The organism is Bacillus proteolyticus, from assembly GCF_001884065.1.
Classification (GTDB): Bacteria; Bacillota; Bacilli; order Bacillales; family Bacillaceae_G; genus Bacillus_A; species Bacillus_A proteolyticus.
Window position 1 is genome coordinate 1 of record NZ_MACH01000153.1, and the last position, 15,863, is coordinate 15,863.

Below are 15,863 nucleotides of genomic sequence, written 5' to 3' on the forward strand. Positions count from 1 at the left end.
AAAAAAGAGTCAGCAATGTGCTGACTCTTTTTTATTATGTGTATGCCTCTTTTTTATCACCTTATTTTCCTCAAATAAATAAAGGGATTTAGGAAAAGCTATGGTATGTATTAAAAGGAGGAGATAAAAATGACGCGAGTTAGAGACTTTATGAGTACTCATATTGTACATTGTACGCCGTTAGATAATGTATATGAGGCTGCTGTAAAAATGAAGGAAGAATCGGTTGGATTGATTCCTGTTGTTGAAAATGAACAAGTTGTTGGGCTTGTTACCGATCGAGACTTAGTTGTTCGTGGGATTGCTGAAAAACATCCTGGATCTAATAAAATTACAAATATAATGACAACAAACATTGTTTCAGTTTCTCCAGATGATTCGATTGAAAAAGCTACAGAATTAATGGCACAGTATCAAATTAGACGCTTACCAGTAGTTGAGAGTGGGCAACTTGTGGGTATGCTAGCACTAGGTGATTTAGCTATAAGAGAATCGGCTGATGATCAAGCTGGCTTTGCTTTAAGTGAGATCTCGGAGCACATGGAATAAATTATGTATAAAAATCAGATACATCATTCTAGTATATATGGATTAAACTAATATGTTAGCGTGATGTATCTGAGACATTATATAATAAATATAGCGTTAATATATTCGACAGTTTTATTAAAATTTATTATTCCTAATTTTTAATAAGAGGAAAAATGATATACTAATAGATATAAGTATTATGATAAGTTTTGAATATAACGATATTTATTGTTAATGATGTAATAATGGATTAATATTTCCTACGTAGATAAAAAGGAAAGGGGAATTATATGAGGGCTGTACAGGGCGATCCAAATTGGAATTTGGTTACAGATACATATATAGAACCAAACAATTTTGCTGAGTTATTTTCTTTGCTTGTACCTTGTCATCCAAAAGGTGGAGGGAAAGAGCGAACTATATTAGTATGGAAAGAAAAAGAGTTTTATAAAGAAGAAAATTTAGCGGCATTTATCGTATATGGAATGAATAAAGTAAAGGGCTTACCGCAGTTTCATAAAGATGAAATTCCAACTCTAGTACGTATTCTGCGTTTATGTCAAGAGATTGGTTGGTATGAAGAGGCAAATGCTTTTATGATAAGCCAGGGGCTAGATGAATTTGTCCAAACTTCATTGGAATATGAAACATGGGATCTTTTGACGCAAGCGGTTGCTTTAAACTATTTAATTATTAAATATCGTATTGGTGAATTAACAGATGGCGATGTAGAGATTTGGAATCGAGTTAAATTTAGTGAGAAATGTATAACAGATTGTAAGCATCTATTATCTCATAAAGAAGTATTGGAATTTACATTCTTTTATATGTGTAAGCGAGCTAAAATACTATCAAAAGAACAGTTAAATAGTGATATGATGAATCTAGCAATGTATTGTAATACTTTTGTGTATGATTTGTATACACACGACTTATTACGAAAGTATCGTAAGTGTACAGATTTTCTATCATATTATGGACCGAGTCAAGCAGTTTTAGCTTGTCAAAGAGCTGTGCTTTCTCAAATTTCAGACCGGTTAGATCCATTAAAGACAACGCATGTAGATGATTATTTATATGTGATGAAAGAAATGATGGAGCATATGACGATAGGGGTAATGGATCGATATGGTCATTTTATTGGAAAGTTGCTATCATATGTACCATTTTTTGAAATGATTCAAGTTCCACAGCATGCATATTATTGTGAAGAATTACTTTATATTTGTAAGGGCATTGAATACAAAGAAGAAATACTACGCAATTATATATTTATACAATTACATGATTGTTTACCATCCTTCTTTAAACTATTTCTTAAAAATAAGCGTTATGCAACGATTCATGATATTCTTTTCTATTGGTGCGACGATGAACAAAGAATGAGTTTAGAGAAAAAATATAATCTTAGTTTTATTTATGAAAAATATGCTTGTGGTTAAACCGTATTTTACATATTAAAAATTAATATAAATTAAAAAGGATCTCAAGTTTATGTGAGATCCTTTTTTTGTTAGTAAAACAAGGAGAAAGTAACTAAGATAAGAAATAACATTCCATAAAGGAGAAATTGTGCAGTATAACTTCCTTGTATACCAAAAAAAGTATTCATTTTTTCATATAAATTCAGTATATATTTCGTTGGGTTATCTTTGAAAGATTGGTACACAGTGTCTCCTCTTTCTAAGCTTCTTGTTCATGTTTTTGGTTATGAGGAACATTAACGTATCTAGCTATGAATAATAAAACACCCATAGAGAATACAGGAAGTATGGTAGATAAATAAAAACCATTACTAATTATATTTGTTATAAGAGCACTCAAAAGAAAAATTGCATTATAAATATGGGCTATTTTTTGTTTTAACCGCATTTGTAATGCTTCCATAATGATTTCTAAGGCAACAAAAGCAATAATGATAGATAAAAATACAGTGTTCGTATTATAAATGATTAAACAACAGATTAAACCTAAAAAGGCCAGGTATTCAATAAAAAGAGGTATATTACGTGGCATACAATTTACCTAACTAAATATGGCAGTGGGTTCACTGCATTTGTTTTTTCAAGATTCCATTCCCCATTATGTAATTCAAAATGGAGATGTTGCCCGTATGAATGACCTGTATTTCCCATATGACCGACTAATTGTCCAGCTCGCACCTGATCCCCAACTTGTACGGCACGATCCTTCATATGAGCATAAACTGTTGTATATAACTTTCCATTTATTTGATGGGCGACGAACACGACATTGCCGTAGCTAGCCGAATAATAAGATTTCACAACTTTACCTGCAGCAGCAGCTTGAATAGAGATGTTGCCTTGTGCTGCAATATCTATACCATAATGCATTTGTTCCCAGCGCATATCAAAAGTTGAGCTAATTCTTCCTTGAGTTGGAAATTTGAAAACAGCTGGAATTGATGAAGGTTGAGCTGTTTTAGTTTGTGATTGATTTTGATGTTGCACTATATAATGTTTTGCTACATATCCGTATCCTGTGCCAAAACGAATTTTATACCAAGTACCTACCGTTTCTACTACTTGTACTTGTGTACCATTTTGTAGCGAGCCAAGTATAGTGCTACTTGTACTAGCCTTGCTACGTACATTTAATTTTGGTGTTGCAACAGTATAAGAAGGTGAACCTTGTACAGTTACACCTTTTACTAGAGGTGTGGATCCATTAGATACAAAGTTTTTTTGTACGTATCCAATTTGACCGTTATGTAATATTTTGTACCAATCCCCTTGTTCACCTTGAATGGTAATGAATTGACCATTTGGTAATATATCTAGAATAGAAGACCCTGTATTAGGTTCAGAACGAACGTTTAATGCGTTTGCATTTACGATATATTGATTCTTTGATTGAACATTTTTTTTGAATAGAATTGCATCTTTTTTTATGTAGCCTGTTTTGTTGTTAACAGATACTTTATACCAATCTTGAGTTGTCTCAAGAATAGTAACCGGGCTATTAAATCGAATGTTTTCAATTATTGCACTGTCTGCATGGTTATTTTGATGTAGTGCAACGTTGTCAATTTTTACATATCCAGTTTTTACTTTAGATGGTTGCGTAGCAGCAGCTGTTTGTATATCGGATTCTCCCATAGAAGGAAGTAAAGAAGCAATTGCGATAGTAGTGGCTGTTAAAGCAGTAGTTTTCATATTCATGTAATAAAGACCTCCTCTAGTTGTATAGTTGTAATTTTATTATAGTATAAAGATATAATATATTGGTCGTATTCACATAAATGTAATATGAAATCAATAAAAATAATGTTAGAAGAGAGGTTCGTATATAAATATTGTATATATCATTTGTGGGATCGCATTTATATTTATTTAACACATTATTGTCTAATTAATAATTAAGAAAATTAAAACAGTTGATGATGTCTTATTACGGTGTTATACTGACAGTGATAATTTTATAGTTTGCTAGGAGAGCTGGTGTTGCCAGCTGAGAGTAGGCCGTAAGCCTTTGATCCTTTTCATTACCTGATCTAGATTATGCTAGCGTAGGGAAGCAATTCGGACACTAACAATGAGTCCCCGTTTCTTTGCGTATAGAAACGGGGCTTTTTTATTTGAAAATTTCATATTGAAACCACTAGGGGTGCTTGATGTGCTGAGAGAGGAATAATCCTTAACCCTTACAGACCTGATCTAGGTAATACTAGCGAAGGGAAGTGGACAACGAATAAATGTATAATTTTATTTGCTGTAACCACTTCTTATATAGAAGTGGTTTTTTATTTAGATACATATATCGGAAGGGGATAGAGAAATGAAATTTTGCGATAGATTATTAGAAACTGTGCAACCTGTTTGGGAGAAAAGTCATAATCATCCGTTTGTAGTAGGTATGGGGGATGGCACGCTAGAAAAAGATAAATTTCAGTATTATATTATTCAAGATTATTTATATTTGTTAGATTATGCAAAGTTATATGCGATTGGTGTTGTAAAAGCAACGAATCCACAAGTAATGGGAAAGTTTGCTGAACAAATTGATGGAATTTTAAATGGAGAAATGACAATCCATAAACAGTATGCAAAAAGACTTGGCATTTCTGTACGAGAGATGGAATCTGCAAAACCATCTGCTAAAAATTTAGCTTATACAAATTACATGATGTCTGTATCTCAAAATGGCACACTTGCGGAATTAATAGCAGCACTTCTACCATGTATGTGGAGTTATTGGGAGATTGGAAAGCGTTTAAACGATATTCCTGGAGCAAGAGATCATGAGTTCTTTGGTGAATGGATTCAAGGATATAGTTCTGAAGAATACGGTAATCTTTGTATTTGGTTAATAGATTTATTAAATGAAATGGCAATTGGAAAGTCAGAGAAAGAGCTAGACCGATTAGAGGAAATTTTCTTATATTCCAGCCGATTTGAATATTTATTCTGGGATATGTCCTATCGTAAGGAGATGTGGGGTTTTGAGGAGCAAGAACATACTACAGTTTCATAATGTTTCTTTTCATTATGATGAGAAACCAATCATCGATGAATTAAATGCTTCTATACAAGAGAAAGAGTTTGTAAGCATTATCGGACCAAGTGGCTGCGGGAAAAGTACTTTATTTCGCCTTATTACGGGCTTAGAAGAAGCAAGTGCTGGACAAATAGAGCTGACAGAAACAAAGAGTCACCCTGTAGGATATATGCCTCAAAAAGATATGCTTTTGCCGTGGAGAACAATTATTGAAAATGCTGCGTTACCTTTAGAGTGCCAAGGTGTGCAGAAGAAAGAAGCGCAAGTAAAAGCGAAAGAACTGTTACATAAATTTGGGTTACAAGGATACGAGGCGAAATATCCGAAAGACTTATCTGGTGGTATGAGACAACGTGTATCTTTTATCCGAACTTTATTAACGGGCGGGGAGATATTATTGTTAGATGAACCGTTTAGCGCATTGGACGCTTTAACGAAGGCATCTTTGCAAGAATGGTTATTTGAACAATGGAAAGAGTGGGAAAAAACAATTTTATTTATCACTCATGATGTTGAAGAAGCGTTGTTTCTTTCTAATCGAATTTTCGTTGTAGAAAATCAACCGATAGCAACTTTAACTGAGCGAATTGTACCGCTTGATTGTAACCGAACACGAAAGGATTTATATAGGCCTGAAGTATTGGCGCTTAAAGATGAGATCCTTAGTATGTTACAAAGGCAGGTACTTGTATGATGAACCGTTTGAAAGAATTAGTTCCTGCTCTTACACTTTCTAGTATTTTACTCATTATGTGGGAAGTAGGGGCAAGAATTGTAGATGAGATGTACATTTTACCGTCACCGTCTGCAATTGTAATGAAGATTTGGAAACTAAAAGACATATTATTCACGGTTCATTTACCGGCAACGTTATACGTCGTTTTAATAGGTGTTGCTATTTCTATCGTATTAGGTGTGGGGCTAGCAATGTTAATGAATGCGAGTACGTGGATGGAAAAAGCATTTTACCCATTATTAGTAGCTTCACAAACCATCCCGATTACAGCACTTGCGCCCCTATTTGTTTTATGGTTTGGATATACCATTTGGAGTAAGGTTGTTGTTACAGTTTTAATTACGTTTTTCCCTATTGCGGTCAATACGTATGATGGATTACGTAGTACGAAGAAAGAGTGGGAGGAGCTCTTAGTTACGTATGGTGCAACGAAAAAAGATATTTTTCTAAAGCTAAAGTTGCCATCTGCTCTTCCTTACTTTTTCTCAGCGTTAAAAATTGCAGTTCCGCTTAGTGTGATCGGGGCGGCAATTGGAGAATGGCTCGGTGCACAAGCTGGGCTTGGATATTTCAGTAAAAGAATGATGACGCAGTTAGATGGTGCGGGTGTATTTGCACCAATTGTATTGCTATCATTATTAGCTATTTTTTTCGTCATACTTATTTCTATGTTAGAAAAGAAATTCATTAGTTGGAGGAAGCATTCATGAAATTTTTAAAACGCATCTTTGTGTTTACATTATTAGTTGCAATGATTGCAGGGTGCTCGAGTAATTCAGCATCAGATAAAAGTAAAAAAGAGAAAGAAATAACAGTCATGCTTGATTGGTATCCGAATGCGGTGCATAGCTTTATTTATGCCGCAATTGAAAAAGGCTACTTTAAAGAAGAAGGAGTAAAGGTAAATATTAAATTCCCTTCTAATCCGACTGATCCATTAACGTTAGCTGCAGCAGGGAAAGTGACAGTTGGCTTGTATTATCAGCCAGATGTTGTTATGGCCAGAGCAAATGAACAAATTCCAGTGAAATCAATTGGAGCTGTCGTACGTTCACCGTTAAATCATGTCGTATCGCTGAAATCAGCAGGCATTCAATCACCGAAAGATTTAGAAGGCAAAACAGTAGGTTACTCTGGAACGCCTTTAAGTGAAGCGTATTTAAAAACGATGATAAAAGAAGATGGTGGTAATCCTGATACGGTGAAAGTAGTTGATGTTGGGTTTGATTTAGTGCCAGCATTAATTACGAAAAAAGTGGATGCTGTAACAGGGGCATACATTAACCATGAAGTACCTGTTATGCGCCATGAAGGCCATGAACCAGCGTACTTTAATCCAGCTGATTATGGAGTACCGAACTATCATGAACTTGTGTTTGTAACAGGTGATAAAACGTTGAAAAAAGATAAAGAAGCGCTGCAAGCATTTTTACGTGGGGCGAAAAAAGGGTATGACTTTATGAAGAAAAACCCTGATGAAGCATTAAATATTTTATTAGATCATCAAGAAAAAGAAAACTTCCCACTTGTGCCAGAAGTTGAAAAAGAAAGTATGAAAATTTTATTAGAGAAGATGGAAACGAAAGATGAGCCATTCTTATCAGATTCAAAAGAGTCTTGGGAGAAACAAAATAAATGGTTGAAAGACAAAGGAATGACGAAAGAAATCGTTCCAGCCGATGAGCTATTCGAAAATATTTTAAAGTAGGCGAATGAATATGAAAAATGAGCTCCACGTAATCTCAAATGGCCATATGCCATTCGAAGAGTTAGTGAATGTAGCGATGCAAATTGAGAGTGAGATTGATTATTTGCATATTCGTGAGCGTGAGAAAAGTACGAAGGAATTATATGAAGGTGTGGAAAGCCTTTTAAAAAAAGGCTTTCCAGCATCTAAACTTGTTATAAATGACCGAATTGATATTGCTATTTTATTAAATATCCCGCGTGTGCAGCTAGGATATCGAAGTACAGATGTAAGGTCAGTGAAAGAAAAGTTTTCGTATTTGCATGTTGGCTATTCCGTACATTCTTTAGAAGAAGCGATAGAGGCTTTTAAGAATGGGGCTGACTCACTCATTTATGGTCATGTATTCCCAACAGAGTGCAAAAAAGGTGTGCCAGCGAGAGGGTTAGAAGAAATTTCGGACATTGCAAAGAGCTTATCGATACCGATTATAGCTATTGGAGGGATTACTCCTGAAAATACAAAGGATGTTCTTGCAAGTGAAGTAAGTGGAATTGCTGTTATGTCTGGAATTGTAAGTAATAGTAACCCGTATAGCAGAGCGAAATCTTATAAGGAATCAATAAGAAAGTGGGCGGAAAAACATGTGTAAGAAGTATGATGTAGCGATTATTGGCGGAGGTGTAATTGGTAGTTCAGTTGCACACTTTCTAGCAGAAAGAGGGCATAAAGTAGCGATTGTAGAGAAGCAAAGAATCGCATCTGAAGCTTCGAAAGCAGCTGCTGGTTTACTTGGTGTTCAGGCAGAATGGGATGCGTATGATCCGCTATTTGAACTTGCTAGAGAAAGCCGTGCTATATTTCCACAACTTGCAACAGTTTTACGTGAAAAGACGGGCATCGATATTGGGTATGAAGAAAAAGGCATTTATCGCATTGCCCAAAATGAAGGTGAGAGGGAAAGAATTCTTCACATTATGGATTGGCAACAGAACACTGGTGAAGATTCCTATTTTCTAACGGGAGAACATTTGCGGGAAAAAGAGCCGTTCCTATCCGAGTCAATTATAGGAGCGGTATATTATCCGAAAGATGGGCATGTTATGGCACCAGAGCTTACGAAAGCATTCGCACATTCTGCTGCAATTTCTGGTGCGGATATATATGAACAAACAGAAGTGTTTGATATCCGTATTGAAAATAATAAAGTGACTGGAATTGTGACAAGCGAAGGTGTAATCATATGCGAAAAAGTCGTTATCGCTGGAGGGTCATGGAGTACGAAATTACTACATTATTTCCATAGTGATTGGGGCACGTATCCTGTGAAGGGTGAAGTTGTTGCAGTAAGAAGCAAGAAACCGCTCTTGAAAGCTCCTATTTTCCAAGAACGGTTTTATATTACGCCGAAGCGCGGTGGGCGTTACGTAATTGGAGCAACGATGAAGCCTCATACGTTCAATAAAACTGTGCAACCCGAAAGTATTACTTCTATATTAGAGCGTGCTTATACAATATTACCGGCTTTAAAAGAAGCAGAGTGGGAAAGTACATGGGCAGGATTAAGGCCACAATCGAATCATGAAGCTCCTTATATGGGAGAGCATGAAGAAATAAAAGGTTTATATGCTTGTACGGGCCATTATAGAAACGGCATTTTATTAAGTCCTGTGTCTGGTCAATATATGGCTGATTTAATAGAAGGAAAGCAGGGGAATCACTTGCTAGATTCATTGCTTTCTAAAACGGTTTAGAAAGGGGATGGAAGTTTGAATTTGAAAATTAACGGTAACCAAATCGAAGTGCCAGCGAGTGTGAAGACAGTAGCTGAACTACTTATACATTTAGAGTTAGATAATAGAATTGTTGTTGTAGAGCGTAATAAAGATATTTTACAAAAAGATGATCATAAAGATACATCTGTTTTTGATGGAGACCAAATTGAGATTGTAACTTTCGTAGGAGGCGGTTGATTATGTTAAACATTGGACCATTTTCATTTCATTCTAGACTTTTATTAGGAACAGGGAAATTTCCTGATTTTGATGTACAGCAAAAGGCAATTGATGTATCTGAGGCTGAGATTTTAACGTTCGCAGTGCGTCGTATGGATATATTTGATGCGAAACAACCTAACTTATTAGAGAAACTTGATGTGAAAAAATATACGTTATTACCAAATACAGCAGGGGCAAAAAATGCTGAAGAAGCTGTTCGTATTGCGAAATTAGCAAAAGCTTCTGGGCTTTGTGACATGATAAAAGTAGAAGTTATTGGTGATGATAGAACGTTATTACCTGATCCGGTAGAAACGTTAAAGGCATCTGAAATGTTACTAGAAGAAGGATTTATCGTACTTCCATACACATCTGATGACGTTGTATTAGCGCGTAAATTACAAGAACTTGGCGTGCATGCGATTATGCCAGGAGCATCACCGATTGGATCAGGGCTTGGTATTGTAAATCCATTGAATTTAAGCTTCATTATTGAACAAGCGACAGTACCAGTTATCGTTGATGCCGGTATTGGTAGCCCAGCTGATGCGGCATTTGCAATGGAATTAGGAGCAGATGGTGTGTTATTAAATACGGCTGTATCAGGAGCAAAAGATCCTATTAAAATGGCATACGCAATGAAATTAGGTATTGAGGCAGGACGATTAGGGTTTGAAGCAGGTCGTATTGCACGTAAACGTTGTGCAACAGCAAGTAGTCCTTTAGAAGGAATGAGCGTAGTTGAATAATCGATATTCTCGCCAAGAGCTATTTTCTCCAATTGGGGAAGAAGGGCAACAAAAGATACGAGAAAAGCATGTACTTATTATCGGTGCAGGCGCATTAGGTAGTGCAAACGCAGAGATGTTTGTAAGAGCAGGCGTTGGTCAAGTAACAATTGTTGACCGTGATTATGTCGATTGGAGTAATTTACAAAGACAACAATTGTATGCAGAGAGTGATGTAGAGAATAATCTTCCGAAGGCTGTAGCGGCAAAAAAACGTCTAGAAGAGGTTAATAGTGAAGTAAGAGTAGAAGCTCTCGTTCAAGATGTAACAGCTGAAGAGTTAGAAGAACTCGTTACAAATGTTGATGTAATTATCGATGCGACTGACAATTTCGAAACGCGTTTCATTGTGAATGATATATCGCAAAAATATTCTATTCCATGGGTTTACGGGGCATGTGTAGGGAGTTATGGCCTTTCTTACACAATTCTTCCAGATAAAACGCCATGTTTATCTTGTTTATTACAATCGATTCCGCTTGGCGGAGCGACATGTGATACAGCGGGTATTATATCACCTGCTGTATCTCTTGTCGTTTCTCATCAAGTAACGGAAGCTCTTAAACTGTTAGTGGAAGACTATGAATCGCTTCGCGATGGACTTGTGTCGTTTGATGTATGGAAGAATGAATATTCATGTATGAATGTACAAAAACTTCGTAAACACAATTGTCCTTCGTGTGGTGATAATGCGCTATACCCGTATTTAAATAAAGAAAACACTTCAAAAACAGCAGTTTTATGCGGGAGAAATACAGTTCAAATTAGACCACCTCATAAAGAGGAAATGAATTTTGAACAATATAAACAGCTGCTAGAAGGCCGCGTGAATGAGTTAAATGTAAATCCATATTTACTATCTTTCTCTGTTGAAGAAAAGAGGTTAGTTGCCTTCAAAGATGGCCGTGTACTTGTACATGGAACGAAAGATATAAGCGAAGCAAAGACGATTTATCATCGCTATTTTGGATAGAAAAGGATGAGTGAGATGGAAGTGAATAAAGCTTTAACAATTGCAGGATCTGACAGCGGAGGCGGTGCTGGAATTCAGGCGGATTTAAAAACATTCCAAGAGCTTGGTGTGTACGGAATGACAGCTATTACAGCAATTACTGCTCAAAACACGCTTGGCGTTCAAGGGGTATATCCTGTTCCATTAGAAGGTATTACGGAACAGCTGAATTCAATTGGTACGGATTTAACACCAGATGCTGTGAAACTAGGAATGTTATTTAGTAGTGAAATTATTCAAACTGTGGCAGAGCAGATTAAGAAATTTGGCTGGAATAATATTGTGCTAGATCCTGTTATGATTGCAAAAGGCGGAGCATCATTATTACAGCAAGAAGCAGTACAAGCATTAAAAGAATATTTATTACCAGTAGCAACCGTTGTAACACCGAATGTTCCTGAAGCAGAAGTGTTAACTGGGATGGAGATTCATAACGTTGAAGATAGTAAGGAGGCTGCGAAAGTATTGCATGAATTAGGTGCTAAATATGTGCTTATGAAGGGCGGACATGCAGAATATCAAGGGAATGAAGTAATTGATTTACTCTTTGATGGAGAAGAGTTTATTGAATTTAGAAGTGAACGAATTCCTTCGAAACAAACGCACGGAAGCGGGTGTACATTTGCTTCAGCAGTTACAGCTGGACTTGCGAAAGGGTACTCGATTGAAGAGGCGGTTCAAGAGGCAAAACAATTTATTAGTATAGCGATTGAAGAGCCATTGAATATTGGAAGTGGTCATGGACCGACGAATCATTTTGCGTATAAATTGCACAAAGTACAAGCATAAGTGAAAATTTAACCAGTGGGGATATACCCTCACTGGTTATTAATATTAATAGGGATTTAATATATGGTAATGAATTTGATTGGTTTAGCTTCTTTAAATGTGCCTTCTTAGATGAGTAAAGTGTATACAAGATGTGATGATATTAATATAAAAAATATAATGTATGGAATCATAGCTTTCTTATTATTACTTAGGTATTTACTATAAATTAATAACAAACAAGAAAGTAAAAAAATGATTTCTAATGTGGTGCGGAATTCAGTATAACTAGGAATGGTAACCAATATCGCTAGAATTATTAGTGACGAATTGCCTAGAATAGTTATTATTTGAATAAAATTTTTCTTTTTATCCTCGGTCATATACCATCCTCATTTCACCTTTAATTTTTAATCATTTCTTTATCTAGTATTATTACAATACGATTAATGAAAATTCCTATTGAATGTAAATATTTATAATACTAAACAATAAAAAAACTCCATTTTGAGGAGTTTTTTTATTGTTTACTTTTTCCAAATACAGGAGTAATATATCAGCCAGAATACATTTTTTGTAATACGCTGAGTCCAATTGTATGGAGCGGGGGAACCAATTTGTGCGTCGTCACTAGGGGTGAATCTTTCAGTTTTGAAAGTAGGGCTACTCTCAAAGCCCGAATCCGACAGCTAACTTCGTAAGCGTCTTGAGAGAGGACGGTGCCATGATGGATACATCTCTTCATCGGTCCGATTAGTATAGGGGAATATCAATCTATATTTGAGTTCTTTTATGCTAAGGAGGATGAGGTACATGGAACTAACACTTATTTGTGTTGGAGAAGAAAATAAGATAAAGAGTTTAAGAGAGCTAGTAGCATTTCAGCATGAGTTAATTATTTTTACAGCAAATGAGGAGATAGCAGCTGAAGTCAGGGGCTATGGATTTGAATCAGCTTATAGCTGTAATAAGGAGCAGGATTTTACTAGTATTTGCGAGTGTATTAAGAAGGTGATTCTGCTAGGGGATGAGCTTCCAATAGTTAGCTTTTTCGCAGAACGTATTCGCTTTTTTTTCCAAGCGCCTATTACTGTTGTTACAAGAAATAAACGATATCCAGCGAGGCTCTATGAAACGATTGGGGCTAAATTCGTGGTGTTTACAAATTGTGATAACATTTCTTTTTTATTTTTTGAATAGGGCGGAGGAGAGTGAATATGAAGGTGTTGTTACTAGGAGATATAGCGAATCGTTGGGCGGTATCGATAGAGAGAGTTGAAAAATTGATCCAGATGGATCCTCTTTTTCCAGGGCCATATATTATATTGCCATCGAAAGACGCTTTATATTTAAAAACAGATGTTATCGAATATGAGCAGCTACATGCAGAATTGTCACAAGTTTATATTCGCGGGAGAAATTTACGTGCTTTTTTACGAGGGGAATAAATAGTGAATGAAAAAAGAGTGAATGCTGAGTGCAACAAGCTATGCACTTCATGTAATTCGCTCTTTTTATTTCGTATTTAAAAGATCATTTCTGTGAAAAAGAAAGAAAAGACGAGAAAACAGATGAAAGAATATTAATAACACCTAATGTAAGCGTTTAAATAGATGGATATTTTCTTATTTTCAGTAATTTAACCCTTTACAAGTTAAATTTAGAGGAGTATATTTACTCTCATAAATCATTCATGAAATTTCCAAAAAAAACCTAAAATCGCTGAGTTCCAGAAATGGAGCGGGGGAACCAATTTTGTGCATTGTCACTTGGGGTGAATCTTTCAGTTTTGAAAGTAGGGCTACTCTTTAGGCCCGAATCCGACAGCTAACCTCGTAAGCGTTTAGAGAGGAGGTTTACTTTTTGTTGTTCATTTTTTGAACACTGAGTAGAGCTCAGTGTTCTTTTTTAATATTTTGATGGTAAATTTTAATAATTAAAGTGAGGGATTGTTATGTTAGATGTTGTGATGATCGGAATTTTTGTTGTATTAGTAGCATCGATGGCAAGTCTTGCAAGTTGGTCAGATAAAGTTGTGAAAGAAGGGAAGCAATCATGATGATTGCCTTATCGGTTATTGTTGCAGCGATTACGGTGTACTTAGTGTACGCATTATTAAATCCAGAAAAGTTTTAATTAGGGGGAATCATTCATTATGATTTGGGTTGCAGTTGTTATTACAATGCTCTTGTTTATTTTAGTAGCAAAGCCAACGGGGATTTATTTAGAAAAAGCTTTTCAAGGTAGCAAAACGCTAGATAAAGTATTCGGGCCTTTTGAAAAACTTATTTTTAAAATTACGGGTGTAAAAGAATACAATCAAACGTGGAAACAGTATGCATTATCATTAGTGTTACTCAATGGATTTATGATTGTGGTCGTATATTTCATTTTCAGATTACAAGGTGTGCTGCCGCTAAATCCAGCACACATTGAAGGAATGGAGCCTACGCTCGCCTTTAATACAGCAATTAGTTTTATGGCTGATACAAACTTACAGCATTATAGCGGTGAAAATGGTTTATCGTATTTATCACAATTAGTCGGGATTACATTTTTAATGTTTGCGGCACCAGCAACGACATTAGCGCTCGTTATGGCTTTTATAAGAGGGCTTGCTGGAAAAGAACTCGGTAACTTTTTCGTAGATTTTACGAGAGCATTAACGAGAGTGTTTCTTCCTATCGCATTTATAGCAGCGTTAGTCTTTGTCGCACTTGGCGTACCGCAAACGTTAGACGGGGCAGTTACAGCACAAACGATTGATGGGGCAAAACAAAGTATTTTACGTGGTCCAGTTGCATCATTCGTTTCCATTAAGGAACTTGGAAATAACGGCGGAGGATTTTTCGGGGCAAACTCTACACATCCTTTCGAAAATCCAGGACAAATGAGTAATATTTTGCAAATGATGCTTATGATGTTATTGCCAACAGCACTTCCATTTACGTATGGAAGAATGGTAGGAAATAAAAAACAAGGTCGCATCCTTTTCGTGTCACTATTCATGGTGTTTTTACTAGGATTTATAACGATTACGACATCTGAATTACATGGAAATCCAGCGTTAAATGGAATGGGTATCGAACATGTACAAGGAAGTACAGAAGGAAAAGAAGTAAGGTTCGGAACAGTATTTTCTTCCCTTTATGCGACAGTAACGACAGCTGCTGAAACTGGGGCTGTTAATACGATGCATGATACGTTAACGCCAATTGGTGGTCTAGTTCCACTCGTAAATATGATGTTAAATACAGTATACGGCGGCGTTGGAGCAGGTTTTGTAAACATTATTATGTATGCCATTATTGCAGTCTTTATATCTGGGTTAATGGTTGGACGGACACCAGAGTTTTTAGGTAAGAAAATTGAAGGTAAGGAAATGAAATTGATTGCGGTAACGATTTTATTTCATCCATTGCTTATTTTAGGATTTTCAGCATTAGCTCTTTCAACAAGCTTAGGAACGGATGCAATCTCTCATTCCGGTTTCCACGGTTTAACGCAAGTTGTATATGAATACACATCGTCAGCTGCGAATAACGGATCTGGATTTGAAGGCTTAGCAGATAATACACCGTTTTGGAATATTACGACTGGTTTAGTTATGTTTTTAGGACGCTATTTTAGTTTAATTACGATGCTAGCTGTGGCAGCTTCATTGAAAGAGAAGACGGTAGTACCAGAAACAGTCGGAACGTTCCGTACGGATAATGGTTTATTTGGAGGAATCTTTATTGGAACGATTGTAATTGTTGGTGCATTAACATTTTTCCCGATGTTAGTACTTGGCCCAATTGCAGAATTTCTTACATTGAAGTAATGG

The 15,863-nt window shown here is 36.0% G+C and carries 19 protein-coding genes and 4 riboswitches; of the genes, 17 read left to right on the forward strand and 2 right to left on the reverse strand.

Translation table 11 applies throughout. From position 1 onward, the window contains the following. Nucleotides 1–129 precede the first annotated feature (129 nt). Nucleotides 130–549 (forward strand): CBS domain-containing protein, encoded by a 420-nt coding sequence (locus BAQ49_RS26795; protein WP_071747759.1) that lies wholly within the window; start codon nucleotides 130–132, stop codon nucleotides 547–549. Between the two features lie 272 nt (nucleotides 550–821). Beyond that, nucleotides 822–1,973, forward strand: coding sequence for a DUF3965 domain-containing protein (locus tag BAQ49_RS26800; RefSeq protein ID WP_071747760.1), 1,152 nt, complete (start codon nucleotides 822–824; stop codon nucleotides 1,971–1,973). Between the two features lie 241 nt (nucleotides 1,974–2,214). On the opposite strand, the gene BAQ49_RS26805 is transcribed toward BAQ49_RS26800, so the two are convergent. Both BAQ49_RS26805 and BAQ49_RS26810 read right to left on the reverse strand, forming a co-directional pair. Then, nucleotides 2,215–2,547, reverse strand: a complete 333-nt coding sequence (locus tag BAQ49_RS26805) for a hypothetical protein (RefSeq protein ID WP_071747761.1) — start codon at nucleotides 2,545–2,547, stop codon at nucleotides 2,215–2,217. A 5-nt stretch (nucleotides 2,548–2,552) separates the two neighbouring features. Then, nucleotides 2,553–3,713, reverse strand: a complete 1,161-nt coding sequence (locus BAQ49_RS26810) for an SH3 domain-containing protein (RefSeq protein ID WP_071747762.1) — start codon at nucleotides 3,711–3,713, stop codon at nucleotides 2,553–2,555. Nucleotides 3,714–3,972: 259 nt separating this feature from the next. Beyond that, nucleotides 3,973–4,084: riboswitch (TPP riboswitch) on the forward strand. A 60-nt stretch (nucleotides 4,085–4,144) separates the two neighbouring features. Then, nucleotides 4,145–4,247: riboswitch (TPP riboswitch) on the forward strand. An 82-nt stretch (nucleotides 4,248–4,329) separates the two neighbouring features. On the opposite strand from BAQ49_RS26810, the gene tenA reads away from it, so the two are divergent. The 15 genes from tenA (at nucleotide 4,330) to kdpA (ending at nucleotide 15,860) form a co-directional block, all read left to right on the forward strand. Further along, a complete protein-coding gene (gene tenA / locus BAQ49_RS26815; protein ID WP_071747763.1) occupies nucleotides 4,330–5,025 on the forward strand; it encodes a thiaminase II in 696 nt (231 codons plus the stop codon). Then, nucleotides 4,994–5,743 carry an ABC transporter ATP-binding protein gene (locus BAQ49_RS26820; RefSeq protein ID WP_071747764.1) on the forward strand — a complete coding sequence of 250 codons (750 nt, stop codon included), beginning with the start codon at nucleotides 4,994–4,996 and terminating at the stop codon, nucleotides 5,741–5,743. The genes tenA and BAQ49_RS26820 overlap by 32 nt, the downstream gene beginning before the upstream one ends. Further along, nucleotides 5,743–6,495 carry an ABC transporter permease gene (locus BAQ49_RS26825; protein ID WP_071747873.1) on the forward strand — a complete coding sequence of 251 codons (753 nt, stop codon included), beginning with the start codon at nucleotides 5,743–5,745 and terminating at the stop codon, nucleotides 6,493–6,495. The genes BAQ49_RS26820 and BAQ49_RS26825 overlap by 1 nt, the downstream gene beginning before the upstream one ends. Further along, entirely contained in the window at nucleotides 6,492–7,493 is a 1,002-nt protein-coding gene (locus tag BAQ49_RS26830; RefSeq protein ID WP_002201728.1) for an ABC transporter substrate-binding protein, read from the forward strand. Before BAQ49_RS26825 ends, BAQ49_RS26830 begins: the two co-directional genes overlap by 4 nt. A gap of 10 nt (nucleotides 7,494–7,503) precedes the next feature. Then, complete coding sequence (gene tenI / locus BAQ49_RS26835) at nucleotides 7,504–8,124, forward strand: thiazole tautomerase TenI (RefSeq protein WP_071747765.1); 621 nt, start codon at nucleotides 7,504–7,506, stop codon at nucleotides 8,122–8,124. Then, nucleotides 8,117–9,226 carry a glycine oxidase ThiO gene (thiO, locus tag BAQ49_RS26840; RefSeq protein WP_071747766.1) on the forward strand — a complete coding sequence of 370 codons (1,110 nt, stop codon included), beginning with the start codon at nucleotides 8,117–8,119 and terminating at the stop codon, nucleotides 9,224–9,226. Before tenI ends, thiO begins: the two co-directional genes overlap by 8 nt. A 15-nt stretch (nucleotides 9,227–9,241) precedes the next feature. Beyond that, nucleotides 9,242–9,445: a sulfur carrier protein ThiS gene (gene thiS, locus BAQ49_RS26845; RefSeq protein WP_071747767.1), complete on the forward strand. Its 204-nt coding sequence runs from the start codon at nucleotides 9,242–9,244 to the stop codon at nucleotides 9,443–9,445. A 2-nt stretch (nucleotides 9,446–9,447) separates the two neighbouring features. Beyond that, a complete protein-coding gene (gene thiG, locus BAQ49_RS26850; protein ID WP_071747768.1) occupies nucleotides 9,448–10,218 on the forward strand; it encodes a thiazole synthase in 771 nt (256 codons plus the stop codon). Further along, complete coding sequence (gene thiF / locus BAQ49_RS26855; protein ID WP_071747769.1) at nucleotides 10,211–11,230, forward strand: thiazole biosynthesis adenylyltransferase ThiF; 1,020 nt, start codon at nucleotides 10,211–10,213, stop codon at nucleotides 11,228–11,230. Before thiG ends, thiF begins: the two co-directional genes overlap by 8 nt. A 15-nt stretch (nucleotides 11,231–11,245) precedes the next feature. Continuing rightward, nucleotides 11,246–12,058, forward strand: a complete 813-nt coding sequence (thiD, locus tag BAQ49_RS26860) for a bifunctional hydroxymethylpyrimidine kinase/phosphomethylpyrimidine kinase (RefSeq protein WP_071747770.1) — start codon at nucleotides 11,246–11,248, stop codon at nucleotides 12,056–12,058. 551 nt (nucleotides 12,059–12,609) lie between these two features. Further along, a riboswitch (cyclic di-AMP (ydaO/yuaA leader) is annotated at nucleotides 12,610–12,757 on the forward strand. 93 nt (nucleotides 12,758–12,850) lie between these two features. Next, nucleotides 12,851–13,237, forward strand: coding sequence for a hypothetical protein (locus BAQ49_RS26870; RefSeq protein ID WP_071747772.1), 387 nt, complete (start codon nucleotides 12,851–12,853; stop codon nucleotides 13,235–13,237). Nucleotides 13,238–13,254: 17 nt separating this feature from the next. Then, complete coding sequence (locus BAQ49_RS26875) at nucleotides 13,255–13,485, forward strand: hypothetical protein (protein WP_071747773.1); 231 nt, start codon at nucleotides 13,255–13,257, stop codon at nucleotides 13,483–13,485. 262 nt (nucleotides 13,486–13,747) lie between these two features. Further along, a riboswitch (cyclic di-AMP (ydaO/yuaA leader) is annotated at nucleotides 13,748–13,893 on the forward strand. 98 nt (nucleotides 13,894–13,991) lie between these two features. Next, entirely contained in the window at nucleotides 13,992–14,096 is a 105-nt protein-coding gene (locus BAQ49_RS26880) for a SipW-dependent-type signal peptide-containing protein (protein WP_000887889.1), read from the forward strand. After that, nucleotides 14,093–14,173 carry a K(+)-transporting ATPase subunit F gene (gene kdpF, locus BAQ49_RS26885; protein ID WP_000972378.1) on the forward strand — a complete coding sequence of 27 codons (81 nt, stop codon included), beginning with the start codon at nucleotides 14,093–14,095 and terminating at the stop codon, nucleotides 14,171–14,173. The genes BAQ49_RS26880 and kdpF overlap by 4 nt, the downstream gene beginning before the upstream one ends. A 19-nt stretch (nucleotides 14,174–14,192) precedes the next feature. Beyond that, nucleotides 14,193–15,860 carry a potassium-transporting ATPase subunit KdpA gene (gene kdpA / locus BAQ49_RS26890; protein ID WP_071747774.1) on the forward strand — a complete coding sequence of 556 codons (1,668 nt, stop codon included), beginning with the start codon at nucleotides 14,193–14,195 and terminating at the stop codon, nucleotides 15,858–15,860. Nucleotides 15,861–15,863: the final 3 nt, after the last annotated feature.

What these genes read in the sequence shown, in the direction of transcription:
- BAQ49_RS26795 (WP_071747759.1), top strand. Translation starts at nt 130, where the DNA reads ATGACGCGAGTTAGAGACTTTATGAGTACTCATATTGTACATTGTACG.
- BAQ49_RS26800 (WP_071747760.1), top strand. Translation starts at nt 822, where the DNA reads ATGAGGGCTGTACAGGGCGATCCAAATTGGAATTTGGTTACAGATACA.
- BAQ49_RS26805 (WP_071747761.1), bottom strand. Translation starts at nt 2,547, where the DNA reads ATGCCACGTAATATACCTCTTTTTATTGAATACCTGGCCTTTTTAGGT.
- BAQ49_RS26810 (WP_071747762.1), bottom strand. Translation starts at nt 3,713, where the DNA reads ATGAATATGAAAACTACTGCTTTAACAGCCACTACTATCGCAATTGCT.
- tenA (WP_071747763.1), top strand. Translation starts at nt 4,330, where the DNA reads ATGAAATTTTGCGATAGATTATTAGAAACTGTGCAACCTGTTTGGGAG.
- BAQ49_RS26825 (WP_071747873.1), top strand. Translation starts at nt 5,743, where the DNA reads ATGAACCGTTTGAAAGAATTAGTTCCTGCTCTTACACTTTCTAGTATT.
- BAQ49_RS26830 (WP_002201728.1), top strand. Translation starts at nt 6,492, where the DNA reads ATGAAATTTTTAAAACGCATCTTTGTGTTTACATTATTAGTTGCAATG.
- tenI (WP_071747765.1), top strand. Translation starts at nt 7,504, where the DNA reads ATGAAAAATGAGCTCCACGTAATCTCAAATGGCCATATGCCATTCGAA.
- thiO (WP_071747766.1), top strand. Translation starts at nt 8,117, where the DNA reads ATGTGTAAGAAGTATGATGTAGCGATTATTGGCGGAGGTGTAATTGGT.
- thiG (WP_071747768.1), top strand. Translation starts at nt 9,448, where the DNA reads ATGTTAAACATTGGACCATTTTCATTTCATTCTAGACTTTTATTAGGA.
- thiD (WP_071747770.1), top strand. Translation starts at nt 11,246, where the DNA reads ATGGAAGTGAATAAAGCTTTAACAATTGCAGGATCTGACAGCGGAGGC.
- BAQ49_RS26870 (WP_071747772.1), top strand. Translation starts at nt 12,851, where the DNA reads ATGGAACTAACACTTATTTGTGTTGGAGAAGAAAATAAGATAAAGAGT.
- BAQ49_RS26875 (WP_071747773.1), top strand. Translation starts at nt 13,255, where the DNA reads ATGAAGGTGTTGTTACTAGGAGATATAGCGAATCGTTGGGCGGTATCG.
- BAQ49_RS26880 (WP_000887889.1), top strand. Translation starts at nt 13,992, where the DNA reads ATGTTAGATGTTGTGATGATCGGAATTTTTGTTGTATTAGTAGCATCG.
- kdpF (WP_000972378.1), top strand. Translation starts at nt 14,093, where the DNA reads ATGATGATTGCCTTATCGGTTATTGTTGCAGCGATTACGGTGTACTTA.
- kdpA (WP_071747774.1), top strand. Translation starts at nt 14,193, where the DNA reads ATGATTTGGGTTGCAGTTGTTATTACAATGCTCTTGTTTATTTTAGTA.